At 68.8% G+C, this 21339-nt stretch carries 21 protein-coding genes; 9 read left to right on the top strand and 12 right to left on the bottom strand.

Annotation, left to right across the window (positions count from 1 at the left end; genetic code table 11):
* Window positions 1–35: 35 nt before the first annotated feature.
* A complete protein-coding gene (locus AB0I19_RS27075; RefSeq protein ID WP_357152389.1) occupies window positions 36–887 on the bottom strand; it encodes an oxygenase MpaB family protein in 852 nt (283 codons plus the stop codon).
* A 114-nt stretch (window positions 888–1001) separates the two neighbouring features.
* Between AB0I19_RS27075 and AB0I19_RS27070 the strand changes: the two genes are divergently transcribed.
* Window positions 1002–2429 (top strand): acyl-CoA synthetase, encoded by a 1428-nt coding sequence (locus AB0I19_RS27070; RefSeq protein ID WP_357152387.1) that lies wholly within the window; start codon window positions 1002–1004, stop codon window positions 2427–2429.
* Here the strand turns inward: AB0I19_RS27070 and AB0I19_RS27065 are convergent.
* The 3 genes from AB0I19_RS27065 to dapD all read right to left on the bottom strand — a co-directional run bounded on the left by AB0I19_RS27065 (window position 2426) and on the right by dapD (window position 4939).
* Window positions 2426–3094, bottom strand: coding sequence for a molybdopterin-dependent oxidoreductase (locus AB0I19_RS27065; protein WP_357152384.1), 669 nt, complete (start codon window positions 3092–3094; stop codon window positions 2426–2428). The genes AB0I19_RS27070 and AB0I19_RS27065 overlap by 4 nt on opposite strands.
* A gap of 141 nt (window positions 3095–3235) precedes the next feature.
* Window positions 3236–3853: a hypothetical protein gene (locus AB0I19_RS27060; RefSeq protein ID WP_181696546.1), complete on the bottom strand. Its 618-nt coding sequence runs from the start codon at window positions 3851–3853 to the stop codon at window positions 3236–3238.
* A gap of 135 nt (window positions 3854–3988) precedes the next feature.
* Window positions 3989–4939, bottom strand: coding sequence for a 2,3,4,5-tetrahydropyridine-2,6-dicarboxylate N-succinyltransferase (gene dapD / locus AB0I19_RS27055; protein WP_181696545.1), 951 nt, complete (start codon window positions 4937–4939; stop codon window positions 3989–3991).
* 118 nt (window positions 4940–5057) lie between these two features.
* Between dapD and dapE the strand changes: the two genes are divergently transcribed.
* From dapE to AB0I19_RS27025, 6 genes are read left to right on the top strand one after another with little or no spacing between them, the layout of a single operon-like run.
* Window positions 5058–6158 (top strand): succinyl-diaminopimelate desuccinylase, encoded by a 1101-nt coding sequence (dapE, locus tag AB0I19_RS27050; protein WP_357152381.1) that lies wholly within the window; start codon window positions 5058–5060, stop codon window positions 6156–6158.
* A gap of 10 nt (window positions 6159–6168) precedes the next feature.
* Entirely contained in the window at window positions 6169–6972 is an 804-nt protein-coding gene (locus AB0I19_RS27045; RefSeq protein ID WP_357152378.1) for a TIGR00730 family Rossman fold protein, read from the top strand.
* Window positions 6966–7520, top strand: a complete 555-nt coding sequence (locus AB0I19_RS27040) for a TIGR00730 family Rossman fold protein (protein WP_357152376.1) — start codon at window positions 6966–6968, stop codon at window positions 7518–7520. Before AB0I19_RS27045 ends, AB0I19_RS27040 begins: the two co-directional genes overlap by 7 nt.
* A 9-nt stretch (window positions 7521–7529) precedes the next feature.
* The gene (locus AB0I19_RS27035; RefSeq protein WP_357152373.1) at window positions 7530–9296 is read left to right on the top strand and encodes a long-chain-acyl-CoA synthetase; all 1767 of its coding nucleotides are present in this window, start codon (window positions 7530–7532) and stop codon (window positions 9294–9296) included.
* A gap of 2 nt (window positions 9297–9298) precedes the next feature.
* Window positions 9299–10165 (top strand): dihydropteroate synthase, encoded by an 867-nt coding sequence (gene folP / locus AB0I19_RS27030; RefSeq protein WP_357152370.1) that lies wholly within the window; start codon window positions 9299–9301, stop codon window positions 10163–10165.
* Window positions 10162–11100, top strand: coding sequence for a glucosyl-3-phosphoglycerate synthase (locus AB0I19_RS27025; RefSeq protein ID WP_067485770.1), 939 nt, complete (start codon window positions 10162–10164; stop codon window positions 11098–11100). The genes folP and AB0I19_RS27025 overlap by 4 nt, the downstream gene beginning before the upstream one ends.
* A 272-nt stretch (window positions 11101–11372) precedes the next feature.
* Here the strand turns inward: AB0I19_RS27025 and AB0I19_RS27020 are convergent, their stop codons facing one another.
* The 7 genes from AB0I19_RS27020 to sigE all read right to left on the bottom strand — a co-directional run bounded on the left by AB0I19_RS27020 (window position 11373) and on the right by sigE (window position 17363).
* Window positions 11373–12452: an XdhC/CoxI family protein gene (locus AB0I19_RS27020; protein ID WP_357152367.1), complete on the bottom strand. Its 1080-nt coding sequence runs from the start codon at window positions 12450–12452 to the stop codon at window positions 11373–11375.
* 77 nt (window positions 12453–12529) lie between these two features.
* Window positions 12530–13102: a hypothetical protein gene (locus tag AB0I19_RS27015; RefSeq protein ID WP_357152364.1), complete on the bottom strand. Its 573-nt coding sequence runs from the start codon at window positions 13100–13102 to the stop codon at window positions 12530–12532.
* Between the two features lie 116 nt (window positions 13103–13218).
* Complete coding sequence (locus AB0I19_RS27010) at window positions 13219–14076, bottom strand: hypothetical protein (protein WP_357152361.1); 858 nt, start codon at window positions 14074–14076, stop codon at window positions 13219–13221.
* Window positions 14077–14258: 182 nt separating this feature from the next.
* Window positions 14259–14681, bottom strand: a complete 423-nt coding sequence (gene tatB / locus AB0I19_RS27005; RefSeq protein ID WP_067485778.1) for a Sec-independent protein translocase protein TatB — start codon at window positions 14679–14681, stop codon at window positions 14259–14261.
* A 33-nt stretch (window positions 14682–14714) separates the two neighbouring features.
* Window positions 14715–16253, bottom strand: a complete 1539-nt coding sequence (locus AB0I19_RS27000; protein ID WP_357152359.1) for a trypsin-like peptidase domain-containing protein — start codon at window positions 16251–16253, stop codon at window positions 14715–14717.
* Window positions 16254–16263: 10 nt separating this feature from the next.
* Window positions 16264–16632, bottom strand: coding sequence for a hypothetical protein (locus AB0I19_RS26995; RefSeq protein WP_067485782.1), 369 nt, complete (start codon window positions 16630–16632; stop codon window positions 16264–16266).
* A gap of 62 nt (window positions 16633–16694) precedes the next feature.
* A complete protein-coding gene (sigE, locus tag AB0I19_RS26990; protein ID WP_357152356.1) occupies window positions 16695–17363 on the bottom strand; it encodes an RNA polymerase sigma factor SigE in 669 nt (222 codons plus the stop codon).
* A 272-nt stretch (window positions 17364–17635) separates the two neighbouring features.
* Between sigE and AB0I19_RS26985 the strand changes: the two genes are divergently transcribed.
* Window positions 17636–18268 (top strand): O-methyltransferase, encoded by a 633-nt coding sequence (locus AB0I19_RS26985; RefSeq protein ID WP_067485784.1) that lies wholly within the window; start codon window positions 17636–17638, stop codon window positions 18266–18268.
* Here AB0I19_RS26985 and glgC read toward each other — a convergent pair whose 3' ends face one another.
* The gene (glgC, locus tag AB0I19_RS26980) at window positions 18269–19486 is read right to left on the bottom strand and encodes a glucose-1-phosphate adenylyltransferase (RefSeq protein ID WP_181696534.1); all 1218 of its coding nucleotides are present in this window, start codon (window positions 19484–19486) and stop codon (window positions 18269–18271) included.
* Between the two features lie 110 nt (window positions 19487–19596).
* Here glgC and glgA point away from each other — a divergent pair, with 110 nt between their 5' ends.
* Window positions 19597–20763 (top strand): glycogen synthase, encoded by a 1167-nt coding sequence (gene glgA / locus AB0I19_RS26975; protein WP_357152503.1) that lies wholly within the window; start codon window positions 19597–19599, stop codon window positions 20761–20763.
* Window positions 20764–21339: the final 576 nt, after the last annotated feature.

Genomic DNA, 21339 nt, shown 5'->3' with positions numbered 1-21339 from the left:
GCGAGCTGCCCGGCACCGGGCAGCTCGCGATGCCCTCAGATCAGCGGCTTGCCCCGGCGCCGCCTGCGCCGCATGTCGGCGAGGGTGGCGTTGAAGGGGAAGCTGCGGATGGGGCGTGGCATGCGGCCCCAGACCGCGCCGGTGGTGCGCAGCAGGCGGGCAAGGCGGCGTTCGTCGCGCTCGGTCCAGGTGAGTCCGAGTTCGTCGCGCAGGTGCTCGGGGAGCAGGCCGGTGGTGAACCAGCGATGGAAACGGGCGAAGACCACGCGCAGGGGTGGGTAGAGCATCCGCAGGTCGAGCAGGCCGTCGAAATAGGCCTTGATGGTGTCGTCGACGGTGGTCTTGGCCAGGTTCTCGGTCCAGTACGCCTCGAAGGCCGCGCGGTCGGCGGGCCACATCTCGCGCGGCACCTGCAGGGTGGTGCCGAAGCGGTGGGCGTACTCGTAGAAGGAGTCGGCGGTGTCGTCGTCGATGGGGCCGTGCAGGCGCTCCATCAGGTCGACCGAGCCCCAGTACAGGCAGGCGGCCACCCACATCTGCAGGTTCTTGTCGAAGGCGTTGTACTTCACCGGGCTCTCGGGCGTGGAGTGCACGTGCCGGTGCGCGCCGTTGATCGCGGTGCGGTAGGCGGCCCGGTCCTCGTCGGTACCCATCATCGCCACCGACAGATAGGTGATGGTGGTCCTGGTTCGCTTGAAGGGGTGCAGCATGATGCTTCCGCTGTGCACGCGCGATTCCGCGACGCCGTAGCCGACCGGGGCCAGACTGAGCTGCATGATCACATTCGCCGTTGCGCCGAAGAAGACGGCGGCGCCGTCGACGTGATCCCGGATGTCGAAGTCCGCGGGTCCGGTGTGGCTGGACCGCGAATGCGCGAGGCTGGTCATCGTTGACCCCAATTCGTCGGTGAGAGAGTTGTAGGTTGAATGTCTCATTCTGTCGTCGGGGTGTCAACGGGCGGTGCCGCGTGCCGTCGGAACGCGCCGGGCTAGCGTGGACGGATGTCCTACGGTCCGCCGCTGCTGCTCGCCTCGTTGAATCCGCTCGCCGTCGCTGCCGGGGACGACCTTCCCGATGCCGTCACCATCGATGATGCCACCGTCTCGCGCAGTGATCTGCTGGGTGCGGCCACCTCGGTCGCCGAACGGATCGGGCGCGCCGAACGGGTCGCGGTGCTGGCCGAGCCGACCCTGCGGACCGTGCTCGCCGTGGTCGGCTGCCTGATCGCCGGGGTGACGGTCGTCCCCGTCCCGCCCGACGCGGGAACCGCTGAGCGTGAACACATCCTGCGTGATTCCGGTGCCCAGGCCTGGCTCGGAGCCGCGCCGGCGGACGCCGATCTGCCGGTGGTTCCGGTGCGCCTGCACGCCCGGTCCTGGCACACCTACCCCGAGCCCGACCCGGCGGCCATCGCCTTCATCCTCTACACCTCGGGCACCACCGGCGCCCCCAAGGGCGTGATGCTCAGCCGGGGCGCCATCGCCGCCGGGCTCGACGCGCTCGCCGACGCCTGGAACTGGACGCGCAAAGACACACTCGTACACGGACTTCCGCTGTTCCACGTGCACGGCCTGATCCTCGGCCTACTTGGACCCCTGCGTTTCGGCAGCCGTTTGATCCACACCGGCAAGCCGACCCCCGAGGCCTACGCCGCCGCCGAGGGAACGCTGTACTTCGGGGTGCCGACGGTATGGTCACGCATCGCCGAAAAGCCGGAAGCGGCCAAGGAATTGAGCCGGGCACGGCTCCTGGTTTCGGGCAGCGCGCCGCTGCCGGTTCCGGTCTTCGAGAAGCTCGCCGAACTCACCCTGCACGCGCCGGTGGAGCGGTACGGCATGAGCGAAACCATGATCACTCTGTCGACCAGGGCCGATGGTGAACGCAGGCCGGGCTGGGTCGGTACGCCGGTGCGTGGCGTCGAGACCCGGCTGCGCGACGAAGCGGGCAATCCCGTTCCGCACGACGGCGTGAGCATCGGCGGCCTGCAGGTTCGCGGCCCGATGCTGTTCGACGGCTATCTCGGCCGCCCCGACGCCACGGCCCGTGACTGGACCGAGGACGGCTGGTTCCGCACCGGTGATGTGGCCGTCATCGACGCCGACGGTTTCCACCGCATCGTCGGCCGCGAGTCCATCGACCTCATCAAGTCCGGTGGGTACCGGATCGGCGCGGGGGAGATCGAGACCGCCTTGCTCGGGCATCCGGCGGTCGCCGAGGTCGCGGTGGTCGGACTGCCCGACGACGATCTCGGACAGCGGATCGTCGCCTTCGTCGTCGCCCGCGACACCGGCTCCGACGACCTCGCGACCGAACTGATCGCGCATGTGGGCGACCAGCTTTCGGCCCACAAGCGGCCGCGCGAGATCCGCTTCGTCGACGCGCTGCCGCGCAATGCGATGGGCAAGGTGCAGAAGAAGTCGCTGACCTAGCGGTTCGTGCTGCCCCGCGCGCTCAGCCGGCGAATCGGCCCGATCAGGGCGTGATACACCGGGCGAACCACGCGCCCCGGCAGATACCGGTGCCGTTCCTCGGCCCACACCCGTGCCCTGGCGTGTGAGGCCAGCGGCGACCACTTGTCCGGGTCCGGCGGGGCGGCGGTGTGAACTTCGATGCGGCACAGGTGTTTTGTGTTGACGAACCCGTACTGCTTCGGGCTCACCAGCCGGATCGGGGCGCCGTGGTCGCTGTCGAGGGGTTCGCCGTCGAGGCGATCGGCGAGGAAGACGTCGTCGGCGAGGGCGTCTTCCAACTGCACGACCGAGCGGAACTCGTCCAGGCCCTCGAAGCTGAGGTGGGTGATCGTCGCACCCGGTGCGAGCGCCGGCTCGATCACCAGGCGGTAGAAGTCGCGGAACGGTGTGCCCTCCCACAGCAGGTCGGTCGCCGACCATCCTGCGACGCAATGGAAGTCGGCTTTCTGCTCGCGCCGGGGCAGCTGCGCCAGCTCGGTGAGCGCGATGGTGACGGGCTCGACCACGGCCCCGCAGACCTCGATCACGGGGTGCTCGGGAACCGGCGGCGGCGGGTGATGCAGATGCGTACCGAAGCGGGGGAACCCTTCGACGGCGCGTTGGCCCGGGGGAAGAAGTGCCATGCCGATCCTCCTGTTATACGACTCCGTATAACAGCTGAAACTACTCCGTGCCGGTGGCCGCGTCGAGTATCGGCTTCGTCACCTGGGCAACGAAAAAAGCCCCGCACTCGAGCGAGTGCGGGGCCTTTTCGGTTCAGCGGATCAGGGCTGGCCGGTCGCGAACGCGATCACCGCGTCCAGGAACTCCTGGCCACCCATCACGTAACCACCGATCAGCATCCCGGCGGGGATGGTGAACAGCCACAGGAACGGGAAGAACGCGCCGATGATGCCACCGATCGCGATGCCCGGCAGGTTCTTGTTGACCTGGGCCATCAGGCGGTCGTAGGAGCTGATGTCCTTCAGTTCGGCGATATTGCCGAGCTTGGCGGTGTCCTCCGGCGTCATCGAGGCGGCCAGCTTCACGCTACGACCGTCCTCGGCGATCTGCGGGGTCACCGAGATCGGCAGACCCGCGACCTCCGAGCGCAGCGCCGTCTGGTCGACGGTGACGCCCTCGGCGTTGCGCAGCAGCACGGCCGAGCCGTCGGCGGCCAGCTCGAAGCGGCCGTTGTCGACCGCCCAGGTGATGGTCTTGTCGGTGGGCGACACCGCGGTGGTGTAGTCGATCCCGTTGCTCACACCCGAAGTCACGCCCCCCGCAGCCACCACCGCGGGCTGTTCGGTCGCCACGGCGGGCTGACCGTTGGCGGTGGCCGCGGTAATCCCCACCGCGACAACCGACATCACAACAGCAGTAGTGAACTTTCCGAACTTCATACTTGAATCCCTCCACATTCGAAAGCCCCCCGACCGGGTGGGCGAATTCAAGCTAGCGGACCCGAAAAGCCTTGCCGCACCGGGATACCCGTCGTCAACAAACCGCAATAAATGCGATATTGCCGAATGCGGGATTCAGTCGTTGGCGTGCAGCGCGGCATTGAGCTCGATACCGGTGCCCGAGCGCGGCACCACTTCCACCGCACCGGTGGTCGAATTACGGCGGAACAGCAGATTGTTCTGCCCGGCCAGGGTGGCGGCCTTGACGACGGTGCCGTCGGGTGCGGTGACCTTGGTTCCGGCGGTCAGGTACAGGCCCGCCTCGAGCACGCAGTCGTTGCCGAGCGGAATGCCGAGACCCGCGTTGGCGCCGAGCAGGCTGCGCTCACCGACCGAGATGACGGTGGTTCCACCGCCCGACAGCGTGCCCATCGTCGACGCGCCACCACCGATATCGGAGCCGTCGCCGACCACGACACCGGCCGAGATACGGCCCTCGACCATCGAGTTGCCGAGGGTGCCGGCGTTGAAGTTCACGAAGCCCTCGTGCATGACGGTGGTGCCAGAGGCCAGGTGAGCGCCGAGGCGGACGCGGTCGGCGTCGCCGATGCGCACACCCGAGGGCACCACGTAGTCGACCATGCGGGGGAACTTGTCGATGCTGTACACGGTCACCGGGCCGCGGGCGCGCAGCTTGATCCGGGTCTGCTCGAAACCCTCCACCGCGCACGGGCCGTGGTTGGTCCACACCACATTGCTGAGCAGGCCGAACTGGCCGTCCAGGCTCAGGCCGTGCGGCTGCACCAGGCGGTGCGAGAGCAGGTGCAGGCGCAGGTACACATCGTGGGCGTCGGTGGGGGCCGCCGAGAGGTCGGCGATGGTGGTGCGCACCGCGACCACCTCCACGCCGCGCGCCTTGTCGGGGCCGAGCAGGTCGGCGAACTCCGGCGCGTCGGCCGCGTCGAGGCGCTGGGAGCCGGTCTCGGTGAACTCGCCCAGCTCCGGGCTCGGGTACCAGGTGTCGAGGACGGTGCCGTCCGAGGTGATGGTGGCGATACCGACTGCGCTTGCTCCTTGAGTGCTCACGAGACCACATTTTGCCGCCTCGATCCAGGTCGAGGTGGCGCGGGGGCTGTGCGATGGACCACCCGGTCCGATTCCCGCACCCGGACACGGCGTCGTACGCGCGTACTACTGTCGAGATGTGACTCTCGATTTGCGCGCCGACCCCGTTCAGTTGACCGCCGCCCTGGTCGATGTGCCGAGCGTTTCCCGCGACGAGGCCGCCATCGCGGACCTGGTCGAGCAGGCGCTGCGCGATCAGACCACCGGTTTCGAGATCAAGCGGCACGGCAATGTGGTGCTGGCGCGCACGAACCTCGGTCTGCCCACCCGGGTGATCCTGGCCGGGCACCTGGACACGGTGCCCATCGCCGACAATGTGCCGAGCAGGCCCGCCGAGGTGGACGGGGAGCCGGTGCTGTTCGGCTGCGGCACCGTCGACATGAAGTCCGGGGACGCGGTTTTCCTGCACCTGGCTGCCACCATCACCGACCCGGCCCATGACCTCACGCTCATCTTCTACGACGGCGAGGAGATCGCCGCCGAGTTCAACGGCCTCAACCACATCGAACGCGATATGCCCGAGTGGCTCGACGGCGACCTCGCCGTGCTCGGCGAACCCTCCGGCGGCTGGATCGAGGCGGGCTGCCAGGGCACGCTGCGGGTGCGGTTGAGCACCTCGGGTGTGCGCGCGCATTCGGCCCGGGCCTGGTTGGGGGAGAACGCCATTCACGCGCTGGCGCCGGTGCTGGAACGGCTGGCCGCCTACCAGGCGCGCCAGGTCGACATCGACGGCTGCGTGTATCGCGAAGGGCTCTCGGCGGTGCGCGTCTCCGGAGGCGTCGCGGGCAATGTGGTGCCCGACGTGGCCGAGGTGGACGTGAACTTCCGCTACGCCCCCGACCGCACCGTCGAGCAGGCCATCGCCCACGTGCGCGAGGTCTTCGATGGGCTCGACGTGGGCTTCCAGGTCACCGACTCCTCGCCCGGCGCTCTGCCCGGTCTCACCGCGCCTGCCGCGCGCAGCCTCATCGACTCGGTCAACGCCCACGGCGGCGGCGGAGTGCGCGCCAAGTACGGCTGGACCGACGTCTCGCGCTTCGCCGCCCGTGGCATCCCCGCCGTGAACTTCGGCCCCGGCGACCCCAACCTCGCTCACAAGCGCGACGAACACGTCCCGCTCAGCCAGATCACCGCCGTCACCGCCATGCTGCGCACCTACCTCACCGCGGGTGCCCAGTAGCGTGGAGGACATGTCGAGCGAATCCGTGGATGAACAGGTGGGGAAGGCCAAACCGAAGTTCCGTGGGCCGGTGATGTTCCGACGCGAACGCAAGCCGGGAGCACGGACCGCGGACCGCAATCTTCTCGACACCCGTCAGGACAGCGAGTGGGTGCACACGGACCCGTGGCGGGTGCTGCGGATCCAGGCCGAGTTCGTCGAGGGCTTCGGCGCGCTGGCCGAGGTGCCGCCCGCCGTCACGGTGTTCGGCTCGGCGCGCACACCGGTCGACCACCCGGAGTACGCGGCGGCACGGGCGATCGGGTCCGCGCTCACCGACGCCGGTTTCGCGATCATCACCGGCGGCGGACCGGGGGCGATGGAGGCGGCCAACCGCGGGTCCTCGGAGGCGGGCGGCTACTCGATCGGCCTCGGCATCGAGTTGCCGTTCGAACAGGGTCTCAACGACTGGGTGGACCTGGGGATCAACTTCCGCTACTTCTTCGTCCGTAAGACGATGTTCGTGAAGTACTCGCAGGCCTTCGTCTGCCTGCCCGGCGGTTTCGGCACCCTCGACGAACTGTTCGAGGCGCTCACCCTGGTGCAGACCCGCAAGATCACCCGCTTCCCGATCATCCTGTTCGGCACCGCCTATTGGTCCGGACTGGTGGAGTGGATGCGTAATTCGCTGGCCGGGTCGGGCAAGATCTCGCCGGAGGATCTCGACCTCATCCAGGTCACCGACAGCGTCGAAGACGTGGTGCGCATCGTCAAGGAGGCGACCGGCGGACGCGGCGGCGACATCGAACGGCTCGGCACCGAGGACGAGTGGTGAGCTACTCGATCTGCGTCTACTGCTCGGCAAGCACCACCGAACCCGAACTGATCGACCTGGCCGCCCAGGTGGGCACCGAAATCGCCCGTCGCGGTTGGCAACTGGTGTCCGGCGGCGGTCGGGTGTCGATGATGGGTGCGGTCGCGGCGGCCGCGCGAGCGGGCGGCGCGCACACCGTCGGGGTGATCCCCAAGCATCTGGTGCATCGCGAGGTCGCCGATACCGCCGCCGACGAACTGCTCGTCACCGACACCATGCGCCAGCGCAAACAGCTGATGGAGGAACGCGCCGACGCCTTCCTCACCCTGCCCGGCGGCGTCGGGACGCTCGAGGAATTCTTCGAAACCTGGACCGGCGGTTACCTGGGCGAACACACCAAACCCGTGGTCGTGCTCGACGCCGACGGTTTCTACAGTGGGCTGTTCGGCTGGTTGGACGAGCTGTTCGAGCGCAAGATTGTCACACAGCAGGCGCGCGACCGCATCGTCGTGGCCGCCGACCTGCCAGCCGCGTTCGCCGCGTTGACACCGGCCGCGGCCCGAGGGTAGGAGATCGACGTGAGCAACGACGCCCGCGACACCGTCAGCGTGTTCGACCTGGCCAAGAAGCTGCCCGGCATGGCCATGGACGCACCGCGCATGCTGCGCAACGCACCGGGAATGCTGGTGGGGCCCAAGGACAAAGCCTCGATCGGCAAGTACTTCCAGCGGCTCGCCCACCGGCGGCCCGACCGGGTGTTCCTGCGCTTCGAAGGCCGTTCCTACACCTATCGCGCCGCCAACAGCGAGGTGAACCGGTACGCCGCAGTGCTTTCCGCGCGCGGAGTCGATCGCGGCGACGTGGTCGGCGTGCTCATGACCAACCGTCCCGAGACGCTGTTCACGGTCCTCGCGGTGCTCAAACTCGGCGCCACCGTCGGGTTGCTCAACTACAACCAGCGCGATCAGGTGCTGGCCCACAGCATCGGTCTGCTCGACAGCGTGCTGGTCGTGGTCGGCGAGGAATGCCTGGAAGCGCTCGATTCGCTGCCCGAGGCACCGGCGAACGTGCTGATGTCCGAGGAACTCGCCGAATCCGCGCGTGGCGCAACGGCTTCCGACCCCGCGGTCTGTGAGCAGGTGACGGCGGGCGAACGCGCGTTCCTGATCTTCACCTCCGGCACCACCGGCATGCCGAAGGCCAGCGTGATGACCCACCTGCGCTGGACCAAGAGCATGGCCGGGCTCGGCGGGCTCGGTGTGCGGTTGCGTGGGGACGACGCCCTGTACTGCTGCCTGCCGCTGTACCACAACAACGCGCTCACGGTGGCGCTGTCGGCGGTGCTGGCCGGTGAGTCGACCTATGTGCTCGCGCGTAAGTTCTCGGCCTCCGGTTTCTGGGCCGAGATCGCCCGCGAAGGGGCGACGGCGTTCATCTACATCGGTGAGCTGTGCCGCTACCTGCTCAACCAGCCCGTACACCCCGAGGAGAAGAACAACCGGGTACGGCTCGTCGTCGGCAACGGGCTGCGGCCGGAACTGTGGGACGAGTTCCGGCGCCGCTTCGGCATCGACCGGGTGGTGGAGTTCTACGGGTCGAGCGAGGCGCCGCTCGCCTTCGTCAACGCCTTCGGTGTCGACCGCACGGCCGGGCTGTGCCCGCTGCCGTACGCGGTGGTCGAATACGACGACGAGACCGGTAAGCCGCGTCGTGGACCGGACGGGAAGCTGCGCAAGGTGCGCTCCGGTGGCGTCGGACTGCTGCTGGCGAAGGTGAACAACCGTCAGCCCTTCGACGGTTACACCGATGCGAAGGCCTCCGAATCCAAGCTGGTCCGCGACGGGTTCAAGAAGGGCGACTGCTGGTTCGACACCGGCGACCTGGTGCGCGACCAGCACTTCTGGCACATCGCGTTCGTCGACCGGCTCGGTGACACCTTCCGCTGGAAGGGCGAGAACGTCGCAACCACCGAGGTGGAGGGCGCGCTCGATCAGCACCCGAGCGTCGAGCAGGCGGTGGTGTTCGGTGTGGACATCCCCGGCACCGACGGCAAGGCGGGCATGGCCGCGATCACCCTGCACCCCGATGCCGAATTCGACGGCAAGGGGCTGGCCGCCACCGTCTACGAGCGGCTGCCGCTCTACGCGGTCCCGCTGTTCGTCCGGGTGGTCGCCGAACTCGAGCAGACCTCCACCTTCAAGAGCCGCAAGGTGGAACTGCGCAAGCAGGGCTACGCCGCCGACGCCGAGGGGCAGCTGTACGTGCTCAGCGGACCGACCGAGGGCTACGTCCCGGCCTACGACGGCTACGCCGACGACGTCGCCGCGGGTAGAGCTCCGCGATAGCGATGCCTGAACCCACCTTCTGTGGTCGGCCCGTGCCGACCGATCGCGCGCTGGTGATGGCGATCGTGAACCGCACCCCCGACTCGTTCTACGACCGGGGCGCCACCTTCACCGACCGGGCCGCGATGGACCGGGTGACGCGGGCCGTCGACGAAGGCGCCGATCTGGTCGACATCGGCGGGGTGAAGGCCGGGCCGGGCGACACGGTCGACGCGGCCGAGGAAACGCGACGGGTGGTTCCGTTCGTCGCGGCGATCCGGGCGAAGTACCCGGAGCTGTTGATCAGTGTGGACACCTGGCGCGGCAAGGTCGCCAGGGATGCCGTGGCGGCCGGCGCCGACCTCGTCAACGACACCTGGGCCGGGGCCGACCCCGAGCTGGTGCACGTGGCCGCCGACCTGGGTGCCGGGATCGTCTGCAGCCACACCGGTGGCGCCGTGCCGCGCACCCGTCCGCACCGGGTCCGCTACACCGATGTGGTCGCCGAAGTGACCGCGACCGTGTCCGCCGCGGCCGAACGCGCGGCCGCCGCCGGGGTGCGTCGCGACGGAATCGTGATCGATCCCACTCACGATTTCGGAAAAAACACCTATCACGGGCTCGAGTTGTTGCGTGGAATCGACAGTCTCGTAAAAACCGGGTGGCCAGTGCTGATGGCCCTGAGTAACAAGGACTTTATCGGGGAGACTCTAGGTGTCGGTCTGACCGAGAGGGTCGAGGGCACACTGGCGGCAACCGCGTGGGCAGCCGCCGCGGGCGCTCGGGTCTTCCGGGTTCACGAAGTCGCCGAAACCCGGCGGGTCGTGGACATGATCGCCGCGATCCAGGGCATCCGGCCCCCCGCACGAACTCTGCGAGGTCTGGCATGAAAATCCAACACCGCGAGCCCGCCTGGGCCACTACCCACACCTGGGACACCCCTGACTGGACGGTCGGCGACCTGGTCGCCGCCAAAGCGGGTCGCACCGTTTCGGTGGTGCTGCCCGCCCTCGACGAACAGGACACCGTCGCCGACGTGGTGGCCAGTATCCGGCCGCTGCTCGGCACCCTCGTCGACGAACTGATCGTGCTCGACTCCGGATCCACCGATGCCACCGCCGAACGTGCGCGGCGCGCGGGCGCCGAGGTGGTGACCCGCGAGGAGGCCGTGCCCGAGCTCGAACCGGTCGCGGGCAAGGGCGAGGCACTGTGGCGGTCGCTGGCCTGCACCTCCGGTGACCTCATCGCCTTCGTCGACTCCGACCTCATCGATCCCGATCCGGCGTTCGTGCCCAAGCTGCTCGGCCCGCTGCTGACCATGCCCGGCACCCACCTGTCCAAGGCCTACTACCGGCGCCCGCTGCGGCAGGGCGAGTCCGTCGACGCCAACGGCGGTGGCCGCGTCACCGAACTGGTCGCCCGTCCTCTGCTGGCGGCGCTGCGCCCCGAACTGGTCCAGGTGTTGCAACCCCTCGGCGGTGAATACGCGGGCACCCGCGAACTGCTCACCGCCGTCCCCTTCGCCCCCGGCTACGGCGTGGAGATCGGCCTGCTGCTCGACACCTACGACCGCCTGGGCCTCGACGCCATCACCCAGGTGAACCTCGGTGTCCGCACCCACCGCAACCGCCCCCTCTCCGACCTCGGCGTGATGAGCCGCCAGATCCTCGGCACCGCCCTGCGCCGCAGCGGCGTCCCCGACTCCGGCGCCCCCCTCACCCAATTCCCCCTCATCGCAGGCGAATTCATCCCCCACACCACCGAGGTCTCCCTCGAAGACCGCCCCCCGATGAAAACCCTCCGCCCCGAACAGGTCGCCGCCTGACAATTCCCCCCGACCGCCTCGTCGTCCTGCGATGAGGCGGTCATCGGCGCGCCCACACCCCTTGCCGCGTGGCTCGACTGTGCGGGGCTGCCGACGACGCTGTCCGCCCACTCCGAGCGGGAGTTCCTTGTGTGTACCGGTCCACGTAACCGAGTGGGCGCGGTCGACCTTTCCCGCGCGACCGACGCCGAACTCGACGACCTACGTACCGATCGGCCGCGGCGCGGTTATCGGAAGCGGAGACGGTCCGCGCGGGATCAGTGGCGAGGGGCTCAGGGTGTGCGGGGGTGGATGGGGCCGGTCAGGGTGGTGAGGGGGCGGGCCGAGGTGTTGGTTCGGGTGGCGAGGATCTGGGCGAGGATGGAGACGGCGGTTTCCTCGGGGGTGTGGGCGCCCAGGTCGAGGCCGAGGGGGCTGTGGATGCGGGCGATGGTGGTGGGGGAGAGGCCGTGGTCGCGGAGGCGGGTGGTGCGGTCGCGGTGGGCTCGGCGGGAACCGAGGGCGCCGATGAAGGCGACCGCGGGCAGGTCGAGGGCGGTGGCCAGCATGGGGACGTCGAATTTGGGGTCGTGGGTGAGGACGCAGACGACCGTGCGGTCATCGATGCGGTCTGCCGCGGCTTCGGCGGCCAGGTAGCGGTGGGGCCAGTCGACGACCACCTCGTCGGCGGCGGGGAAAAGTGCAGGGGTGGTGAAGGTTTCGCGGGCGTCGACGACGGTGACGCGGTAGCCGAGCTGAGTGGCGGCGGTGGTGAGGGCGCGGGTGTAGTCGTTGGCGCCTGCCAGGATCATGCGGCCGGGCGAGCGGAACACCTGGACGAAGGTGCGGGGGCGGGTCGCGGCCGCAGGCGTGCAGTCCTGGGCGCCGACCATGCCGTTGTGGCCCGCGGTGAGCAGCGCGGCCGCATCCTGGTCGAGGTTGCGCCACGGCGTGACCTGCCCGGGCCGCAGCAGCCGGCGATCCGGGGTGGATTCGAGAGTGGTGGCGTAGGCGATGGGCTGGTGTGCGGTGAGCGCGGCACGCAGCTCGCGAAGCAGCGAAAAATCGGCGTGGTCGAGCCGTTCGACGAAGACCTCGATCTCCCCGCCACACGGCAGTCCGACGGTGAGCTCGTCGGCTGCCGCGAACCGCTCCACACAAGCAGAGCCGTCGGCGAGCACCTGTTGGGCCGTCACCAGTAGCGCCGCCTCCACGCATCCACCCGAGAGCGAGCCGACGACCCGACCACCAGGGGTGACCACCATCGCGGCCCCGGTATCGCGCGGCCCCGCCCCGATCCGGTCGACGATCCGGGCCAGCGCCACCGGCCCCTCGGCGAGCAGATCGAGCACCTGCCCGAGCAGATCGCGCATCGCCCACCGGCCTCTCCACCGACTGTGACCTTTCGGTCCAGCCTAGCTAACCGCGAGCATCCCGGCGCGCTGAAAGCTCAGTCGAGGATCTCGCGGTGCTGCAACCCGGCGGGCACGGCGCCCTGATGGAAGAACTCGTGGAAGATCTGGGCCGCGTATTCGGCGGTGAAGACCTCCTCCGGGTAGACGTAGGTGTCGTCGTCGCCGTGCGGCACGTACACCGTGGGCAGCCCGAGGCGGCTGCCGGGGAACCCGAGGGTGTAGCGGCGCGGCAGATGATCGACCGTGATGCGCAGCTGCAGCGTCATCGCGTTGGCGGAGCCGGTGCAGCGCAGCGCCAGATCGCCGCGGGCCGCGCTCACCGATGCCGTCACCTCGGTGGCGGGCATGGGCTCGGGCAGCACCGTCAGATCGAGCGCGAAGCGCTGATGACCGTCCATCCGGCGCAGCGGGCGCAGGAAGCTGTCCACGTCCTCGTGCGGGCCGATGAAGACCTTCAAACGGTCGCTGTAGGTCACGCGGTGGGTCGTCACGACCACCTCACCGCCGACGGAGTCGATGTCGGACGTGGATACAGGCCGGGGGCCCGCGACGCCTGCCGCGCGCACGGGCAGGACCCGGCAGGCATTGGCCTCGGGAGACGAGAACATGTGAAGCTCACCTACTCACACTCGGTTACTCGCTAGCAATCTAACCATCGGGCTCGGGTTGTGATCCATAACATTACCGTGATGCAGATCACAAAGTGCCCGTTGTTTAGATGCAGTTATGGGCGAGTCCGGTTCGCAGCGGACTTTTGGTCGGTTTCGTGCCGATAAACCGGGGTGAGTAGGTCCGCATCGACCGGTTCGCCGGTCGTGCGGTCGTATCGCACGGCGATGAGAACCGAGAACAGATGCGTGCTCGCCCGCTCGTGCAGCGTCGCCAGCCGGGTGGCCAGCAACCGGATCGCACCCAGGGAACCCGGCGGGTGCAGCCCGTCGATGAGCATCACGGTGCCGCGCCGGTCGGGGCGGGGCAGCCTGGCCAGGTAGGCGATGTCGTGTGGTTCGGTGCCGCCGGGCCTGTAGACGCGGCGCGCGGCCCGGTCCTCGATGCCGCGCCGGGTGTCGCCCGCGCGGGTGACGGTGCGCCGCAGTCGTGGGTCGGCCGCCACCAGCTGGCGCAGGCTCGGCGACAGCTCGGGCCCGCCGAGGATCACCAGGCCGTCACGGTTGAGATCGATGGGTCTGCCCGGCAGGAAAGTTTCGACCGTCGCCACGAAACCGAGCTGGCGCAGCAGCTCGGCCAGCCGTTGCGCGGCCGCCGGATCGGGTGCGCCGAGCAGCCTGCCCGTGCGGACCTCCGGGGCCAGCACGGTGAGCGTGCCGTGTCCGAAGAACAGCCCTTCGGGCACCGGGCCCTGGGTGCTCACCTGGTGGATGCGCGCCCGCGACAAGCCCGCGGCGGCGCCGATGCGGGCGAACGTCCAGCCCTCGGCATGGAGTTCGCGGATCACGGCGCGGCGGATCCTGGTGAGTTCGTTGATGGTCTGCTGGGCAGCCGCCACCCCGTCGGTGGCTGCTTTGAGTCTCTCGACCTTGTCTTCGATCGCGAAGACTCGTGCCACGTCATCGGCCGACATGTGCGAAGTCTAGACAGCTGGACGGCGATTCGTGTCTATAACGATTGACATCGAATGTCTTGGCGCACAACGCCGATGGCGATATGCCTGTCGGCAACCACAAAGACGGCGAGGTCGGCGCGGACATCGGCGGTACGCGCGATCGGGTGGCAAATGACGACCGTGTGGTCTGTTCGCCGGAATCAGGTGGCGTCGGAGTCGATCGGCGGCCGCTCGTTGTGCTCCAACGGCTTCGGCGCCTTCGACAACGAGGGCCCGCTGCCGGGCATTCCGCTGCTCGTGCCGAACAGCTCCTTGCGGTCCGGCACGGCCTTCTCCAGATCGCGCAGCACCGAGTCGTCGCCGCCCAGCAGGTGCTTGGTGACCGCGGCACGCGGTGTCATTCCGCGCAGCTCGTTGAGTTCGGCGAGCGGTTTGCGCAGCTCGTCGAACTCCGGGCCGAGTTCCTGCTTGAGCGTGGAGGTGGCCCCGCTGGCGTAGTCGCGTACCTGACGCAGCGACGACGTGGTCCAGCGGATCGCCCCGGGCAGGCGCTCCGGGCCGAGGATCACGAGGGCGGCGACGAGCAGGATCATCATCTCGCTCCACCCGATGTTGCTGAACACGATCCCAGGTTACCCGGCGCGCGTCGTCGCAGCTCAGTCGGATTCGAGGGTGACGGGCACGTCCACCTGCCTGCCATCGCGGATCAACTGCACGTTCACCCGCTCGCCGATCTTGTGCGACTGCACGGCGACGACCAGTTCGTCGGGGCCCTCGACGATGCGGTCACCGACCTTGACGATCACGTCGCCCTCGACGATGCCGGCCTTGGCCGCAGGTCCGCCCGCCACCACGTCGGCCACGGCGGCGCCGCTGCGCAACTCGTTGGCGACGGCCTTGGTGCGCGCGCTGAGCCCGAGTTGCGGGTGGTTGACCTTGCCGTCGCGGATCAGGGTCTGCGCGATGGAGGTGACCACGTCGATCGGGATGGCGAACCCGAGACCCACCGAGTTACCGGTGTTGCTCTTGATAGCGGTATTGACGCCGATCAGCCTGCCGTCCATGTCGACGAGGGCGCCACCGGAGTTGCCGGGGTTGATCGAGGCGTCGGTCTGCACCGCGTCGATCACGGCATTGGTGTCGGTGCCCTCGCCGCCGAGGCTCACCGGACGGTGCAGCGCGCTGACGATGCCGGAGGTGACGGTTTTCTCCAGGCCGAGCGGCGAACCGATGGCGAGCACGTCGTCGCCCACCTGCACGTCGTCGGAGCGGCCGAGGTTCGCCTCGGTGAGGTTGTCGGCGTCGACCTTGAGCACCGCGAGGTCGGTCTTGGGATCGCGCCCGACGATCTGGGCAGGCACCCGGGTGTTGTCGGAGAACTCGATCTGGATCTTGGCGTTGCCGGACTTGTCGGTGGCCGCCGCCGAGATCACGTGGTTGTTGGTGACGATGTAGCCCTCCTCGGCGTCGAGGACGACACCCGAGCCGGACGGCCCGCCGTCACCGATGATGACCTGGATCGACACCACCGACGGCAGCACCGCGTCGGCGACGGCCGCGATCTTGCCGTGCGGCGAATCTGAGCTCTCGCTCTGCTGGAGGGTGACCTTGCGCGAGGTGAGGGTGGACGCGGTCTCGGCGGTGATCCGCCCGACCAGCCCACCGACGACGGCGATACCGAGCGCGATCACGGCCAGCAAGGCCAGTGCCTTGGGCGCGACCCGGGAGCCGAACAGCACCTCGCGGGCCGATAGTTTGGGAGCGACAGGCAGCGGGGCGGGTTCGGGTGTCTCGATCGCCGGGGCGCCGAGGCGCGCGCCCGCGGCCGGGTCACGCCAGGGGTCGACCGGACCCGCGACGACGATCTTGCGTTCGCCGGAATCGGGTTCGCGCTGCAACAGTTCGTCGGAGCCCTCGGGGCGGGCGAACGCCTCGGCGAGCACACCGTCCGGCGGCCGGCGATCGATCAGCTCGCCGTCGTCGGAACGCTTGCCATCGCGCATCGGGTCGTGCGGGGCGAACGAACCCGTCTGGCCGTTCGGGCGGCGGAACGCGTGCGCGGTATGGCTGTCGATGTGCGGCCGGTACACCGGACGCGGGCCGAGGGTCGGCGCGTCGGAGGGCCGCAGATTCCCCCGTGACGCCGCCGAATCCGAGTTGTCGGTCGATCCGGGATTCGTCGATTCGCCTGTCACGCCCGTGACTCTACTTGCGCCGCCATGTAGTCCACCGGGCTGCGGGGAACGAATCGGTCAGGAATCCGAGAAATGCCTCGTTACGGCGGGGAGGTTCGGGTGCGGCGGCGGGCAGTTCGGCCAGCGGGATGCGGCTGAGACTGTCGTGCAGGCTGCGTGGAACGGCGATTTCGCCCGCCCGGCGCAGCGCGATCCGCGCCTGCTGCTGGGCGTCGACTTCGGCGGCGCATTCGGGGCACACCGAGAGATGCTGGGCGGCACGCAGATAGGCGTTCATGCGCAGCTCGCCGTCGACGTAGGCCGCGATCGCCTCGCTGGCCAGATGCTCGGTGGGCTGAAAGCGCGGTGTGCGACCTGAGGATGCTGGATCCACGCTCATGCGGAGTTCTTCCTTCCGACCGACATCAACCCGACCAGGCCGGGTGTGGCCGCTCGCGGCCGTCACCCTGCGTAGGCGTCAGCGGAGTATCGCTGCTCTATTCCATTATGCGCAAGGTAGTCGCGCAGTGCCTGGCGCCCGCGGTGGATGCGGCTGCGCACAGTGCCCAGCTTGACGCCGAGCGTGGCGCCGATCTCCTCGTAGGACAGGCCCTCGATGTCACACAGCACCACGGCCGCGCGGAACTCCGGCGCGAGCGCGTCGAGCGCCTTCTGCAGGTCCGGGTCGAGGCGCGAGTCGTGGTAGGCGTCCTCGGGTGTCGGTCCCTCGGCGGGCACCCGGTCGTAGTCCTCGGGTAAGGCCTCCATGCGGATGCGATTACGCCTGCGGACCATGTCGAGGAACAGGTTCGTGGTGATGCGGTGCAACCAGCCTTCGAACGTGCCCGGCTGGTAGCTCTGCAGGGATCGGAACACCCGGATGAAGGTTTCCTGGGTGAGGTCCTCGGCGTCCTGGGCGTCGCCGGACAGCCGGTAGGCGAGGCGGTAGACCCGGTCGGCGTGCTCGCGGACCAGTTCGTCCCACGACGGCATCACCGTGCGGTCACCGGTGGCGTCGAAAGCCGCGGTGCCGGTGAGTTCGGCATCGAGATCGTCCTCGACGGACGGCGGAAAGTCGGTGGGAAGGGTCTGGGCGGGCAGTGTGGCGTCGGAACGCGCCGTGTCTACCATCGGGATGGGACACCTCCTACTCGGGACCGCCGGCACGAAACCGAACCGGTCCGGGTCAGCGGACCTTGTCTTGTCAGAAACAACCGCCGGATGTCTGCGGTTGTTCCCGCGTCTCGTACCCGCCGCGATCGGCTGGTGTGGCAACTATTTCCTGTCGCGATATGGGGCACGTGTGGAGACCCTGAGTGGCGCCTGAGAATCCTGATGTGCCCCGACACTCACCCCGCGTGGGCTGAATACACAGACCCGGTCGGTGACATAGCCTCTTAGCTGTGGCATCGAACGTGGAGCGGAACCTGGCCTATGTGGAGGAGTCCGTCGTCGAGGACGAAGTCCTCCTCGACGCGCGCGAGCGGGCCACCGAATTGGGCGCCGCGCCCGTGCCCGCCTCGGTCGGCGCGCTGCTGAGCATGTACGCGCAGATGCTCGGCGCCCGCTCGGTCGTCGAGGTGGGCACCGGCGCGGGGGTGAGCGGATTGTGGCTGCTCGACGGCATGCGTGAGGACGGAACCCTCACCACCATCGACTCCGAACCCGAGCATCAGCGGGCCGCCAAGGAGGCCTTCCGCACCGCCGAGATCGCGCCCGCGCGCACCCGGCTCATCAACGGCCGCGCCCTCGATGTGCTGCCGCGCCTGGCCGACGGCGCCTACGACCTGGTGTTCGTCGACGCCTCGCCCATGGAGCATCCGCTCTACGTGGAGCAGGGGGTGCGATTACTGCGCGAGGGCGGTGCGTTCATCCTGAACAACGCGCTGCTCGGTGGCCGCGTCCCCGATCAGTCCCAGCGCGACCCGGCCACCCAGGCGGTGCGTGCCGCGACCAGGGCGATCGCCGAGAATCCCGAGCTCACCAGCGTGCTCATCCCGATCGGCGACGGGTTGCTCTGCGCGTCGCGTGGGTAGTCAGCCCACCCAGATGCCCTTGCCGACGGTGACGACCCCACCGTTGCTCACGGCGAATCGTTCCCGGTCGCGATCCAGGTCGACGCCGATGATCTCGCCCTCGCCGACCACCACGTTCTTGTCGAGGATGGCGTGGCGGACCACCGCGCCACGCCCGATACGCACACCGGGCATCAGCACGCTGCCCTCCACGGTCGCGCCGTCGTCGATCATCACGTTGGAACTGAGAACCGAGTTGCGCACGGTGGCGGCCGACAGGATCGAGCCCGCCCCGACGATCGACTCCTGAGCGAGCCCGCCGCGCGCGAACTTGGCGGGCGGCAGGTTCTCGGCGGCGCCGCGGATGGGCCAGTGCTTGTTGTAGAGGTTGAACACCGGGTGCACCGAGACCAGGTCCATGTGCGCCTCGTAGAAGGCGTCGATGGTGCCGACATCGCGCCAGTAGCCCCGGTCGCGAGCGGTGGCACCCGGTACGTCGTTGTCGGCGAAGTCGTAGACGGCGGCCTGCCCGGCCGCGACAAGCGACGGGATGATGTCGCCGCCCATGTCGTGATCGGAATCGGAGTTCTCCGCGTCGGCGCGGATCGCGTCGACCAGCACGCGAGTGGTGAACACGTAGTTGCCCATCGACGCGAAGGTCATGTTCGGGTCGTCCGGTGTGCCGGGCGGATGGGCGGGTTTCTCCAGGAACTGGGTGATGCGGCCGGACTCGTCGGAATCGATGCACCCGAACGCGCTCGCCTCGCTGCGCGGCACCCGGATCCCCGCGACGGTGACGCCCGCGCCCGAGGCGATATGGCTGGCCACCATCTGTTCGGGGTCCATCCGGTACACGTGATCGGCGCCGAAAACCACGATGTAGTCGGGGTCCTCGTCGTAGATCAGGTTGAGCGACTGCATGATCGCGTCGGCGCTGCCGGTGTACCAGCGCGGTCCGAGCCGCTGCTGCGCGGGCACCGGGGTGATGTACTCCCCGGTGAAACCCGACAGCCGCCAGGTCTGGGAGATGTGGCGGTCCAGCGAATGCGATTTGTACTGGGTGAGGACGCACAGGCGCAGATATCCCGCGTTGACCAGGTTGCTGAGCACGAAATCGATCAGCCGGTAGGCCCCACCGAACGGAACCGCGGGCTTGGCGCGGTCGGCCGTGAGCGGAAACAGTCGTTTGCCCTCGCCACCGGCGAGCACGATCCCGAGTACGTGCGGCTGGCTCCTCACCCTGTCAAAGTACAGGCCCCGGGCCCACCCGGTGGCCCATGTCGACCCGAGCGTCTAATTTGGACCGCGTGAGTGATGGCACCGACGGGGAACGAGCGATCGCGGATCCGTTGCGGGTGGCCATGCTGACCCGGGAGTATCCGCCCGAGGTGTACGGCGGTGCGGGCGTGCACGTCACCGAGCTCACCGCGCGGCTGCGCGCGCTGTGCGAGGTGACCGTGCACTGCATGGGCGCGCCGCGCACGGGCGCGGTGGTGCACCGGCCCGATCCCGAGCTGTACGCCGCCAACGCCGCGTTGCAGATGATGTCGGCGCAGCTGCGGATGGCCGACGCCGTCGGCGCGGTGGACGTGGTGCATTCGCACACCTGGTACGCGGGCCTGGCCGGCCATCTCGCCGGTGCGCTGTACGGCATTCCACACGTGCTCACCGCGCATTCGCTCGAACCGCGCAGGCCGTGGAAGGCCGAACAGCTCGGCGGCGGATACCGCCTGTCGTCGTGGTCGGAACGCAACGCCATGGAACAGGCCGACGCCGTGATCGCGGTGAGCGAGGGCATGGCCCACGACGTCCTCGACGCCTATCCCGCCATCGACCCCGGCCGGGTCCACGTGGTGCACAACGGCATCGACGCGGGCGTATGGCATCCAGGCGCCCCCACCGGCTCCGAGCAACCGGTGCTCGACCGCCTCGGCGTACGTGCTGATCTGCCGATCGTCTCGTTCGTCGGCCGCATCACCCGGCAAAAGGGTGTCGGCCACTTGCTCGCCGCCGCAGCCGATTTCGACCCCGACATCCAGCTGGTGTTGTGCGCCGGTGCGGCGGACACGGTGGAACTCGAACAGGAAGTGGCCGCCGCGGTCGACGAGCTGCAGAACCAGCGCGGCAATGTGTTCTGGGTGAAGGAGATGCTCCCCACCGAACAGGTGCGTCAAATCCTCACGGCATCAACAGTTTTCGTCTGCCCATCGGTATACGAACCCCTCGGCATCGTGAACCTGGAAGCGATGGCATGCGCCACCGCCGTCGTCGCCTCGGACGTGGGCGGGATCCCGGAAGTCGTCGCCGACGGTGTCACAGGGCAATTGGTGCACTACGACCCGGTCGCCTCGGGCGACTACGAACGCGCCCTCGCCGACGCGGTGAACGCGGTGGCGGCCGACGCCGAACTGGCGACGCGCTACGGGCAGGCAGGCCGCGCGCGAGCCATCGCGGAGTTCGATTGGGCGAGGATCGCGGAGCAGACTGTGGAGGTCTACCGCGGGGTCATCCGCTGAGAGGGCCCGGCTGGCCGTGCCCCACCCGCCTCGGATACCTGGACAGCCGATCACCACGCTCTGGTGGCGGGAGCTACTCGGCCGGTGCCGCCATCACCGCGTGGTGATCAACGGTCCAGGTCTGCTCGGTTTTCGGGAGCATGACTTAGTTCGCCGCCTGTGCTTTTCGGCCGCCCGGCGCCAGCCGCGGTTCGCCACCTACCGCGTTCCTAGCCGCACGGCATAACCCAAGTGCGCCGCTCACCGCATTCACAGCCATTCTGAACCGCTTAAGTCCGCCATGACCTCGTTCTCAGCCACACGGCTCAACCCAAAGTGCGCCACCTGTCGCCTTCCCAGCCGCACGGCACCACTCAAGTCCGTCACCTTCCGCACTCCCAGCCGCTCGGCACCACTTAAGTCCGCCACCTACCGCACACCCAGCCGCTCGGCACCACTCGAGTCCGCCATGACAGCATTCCCAGCCCCGCACGACCCGACCTCGAGGAGGGTCCGCCGCGAAGCGGCGCAGCGGCCCGGCCGCGCGAACAGCGCTCGAAGCGCACGCGCGAAGCGCAAGTCTCGAGCGCTGAGGAA

Origin of the sequence: Nocardia sp. NPDC050413, from assembly GCF_040655475.1 — a bacterium.
GTDB classification, from domain to species: Bacteria; Actinomycetota; Actinomycetes; order Mycobacteriales; family Mycobacteriaceae; genus Nocardia; species Nocardia coubleae.
Note: the sequence above shows the minus strand (reverse complement) of the source record. Positions and strands in the feature narration are given on the sequence as shown.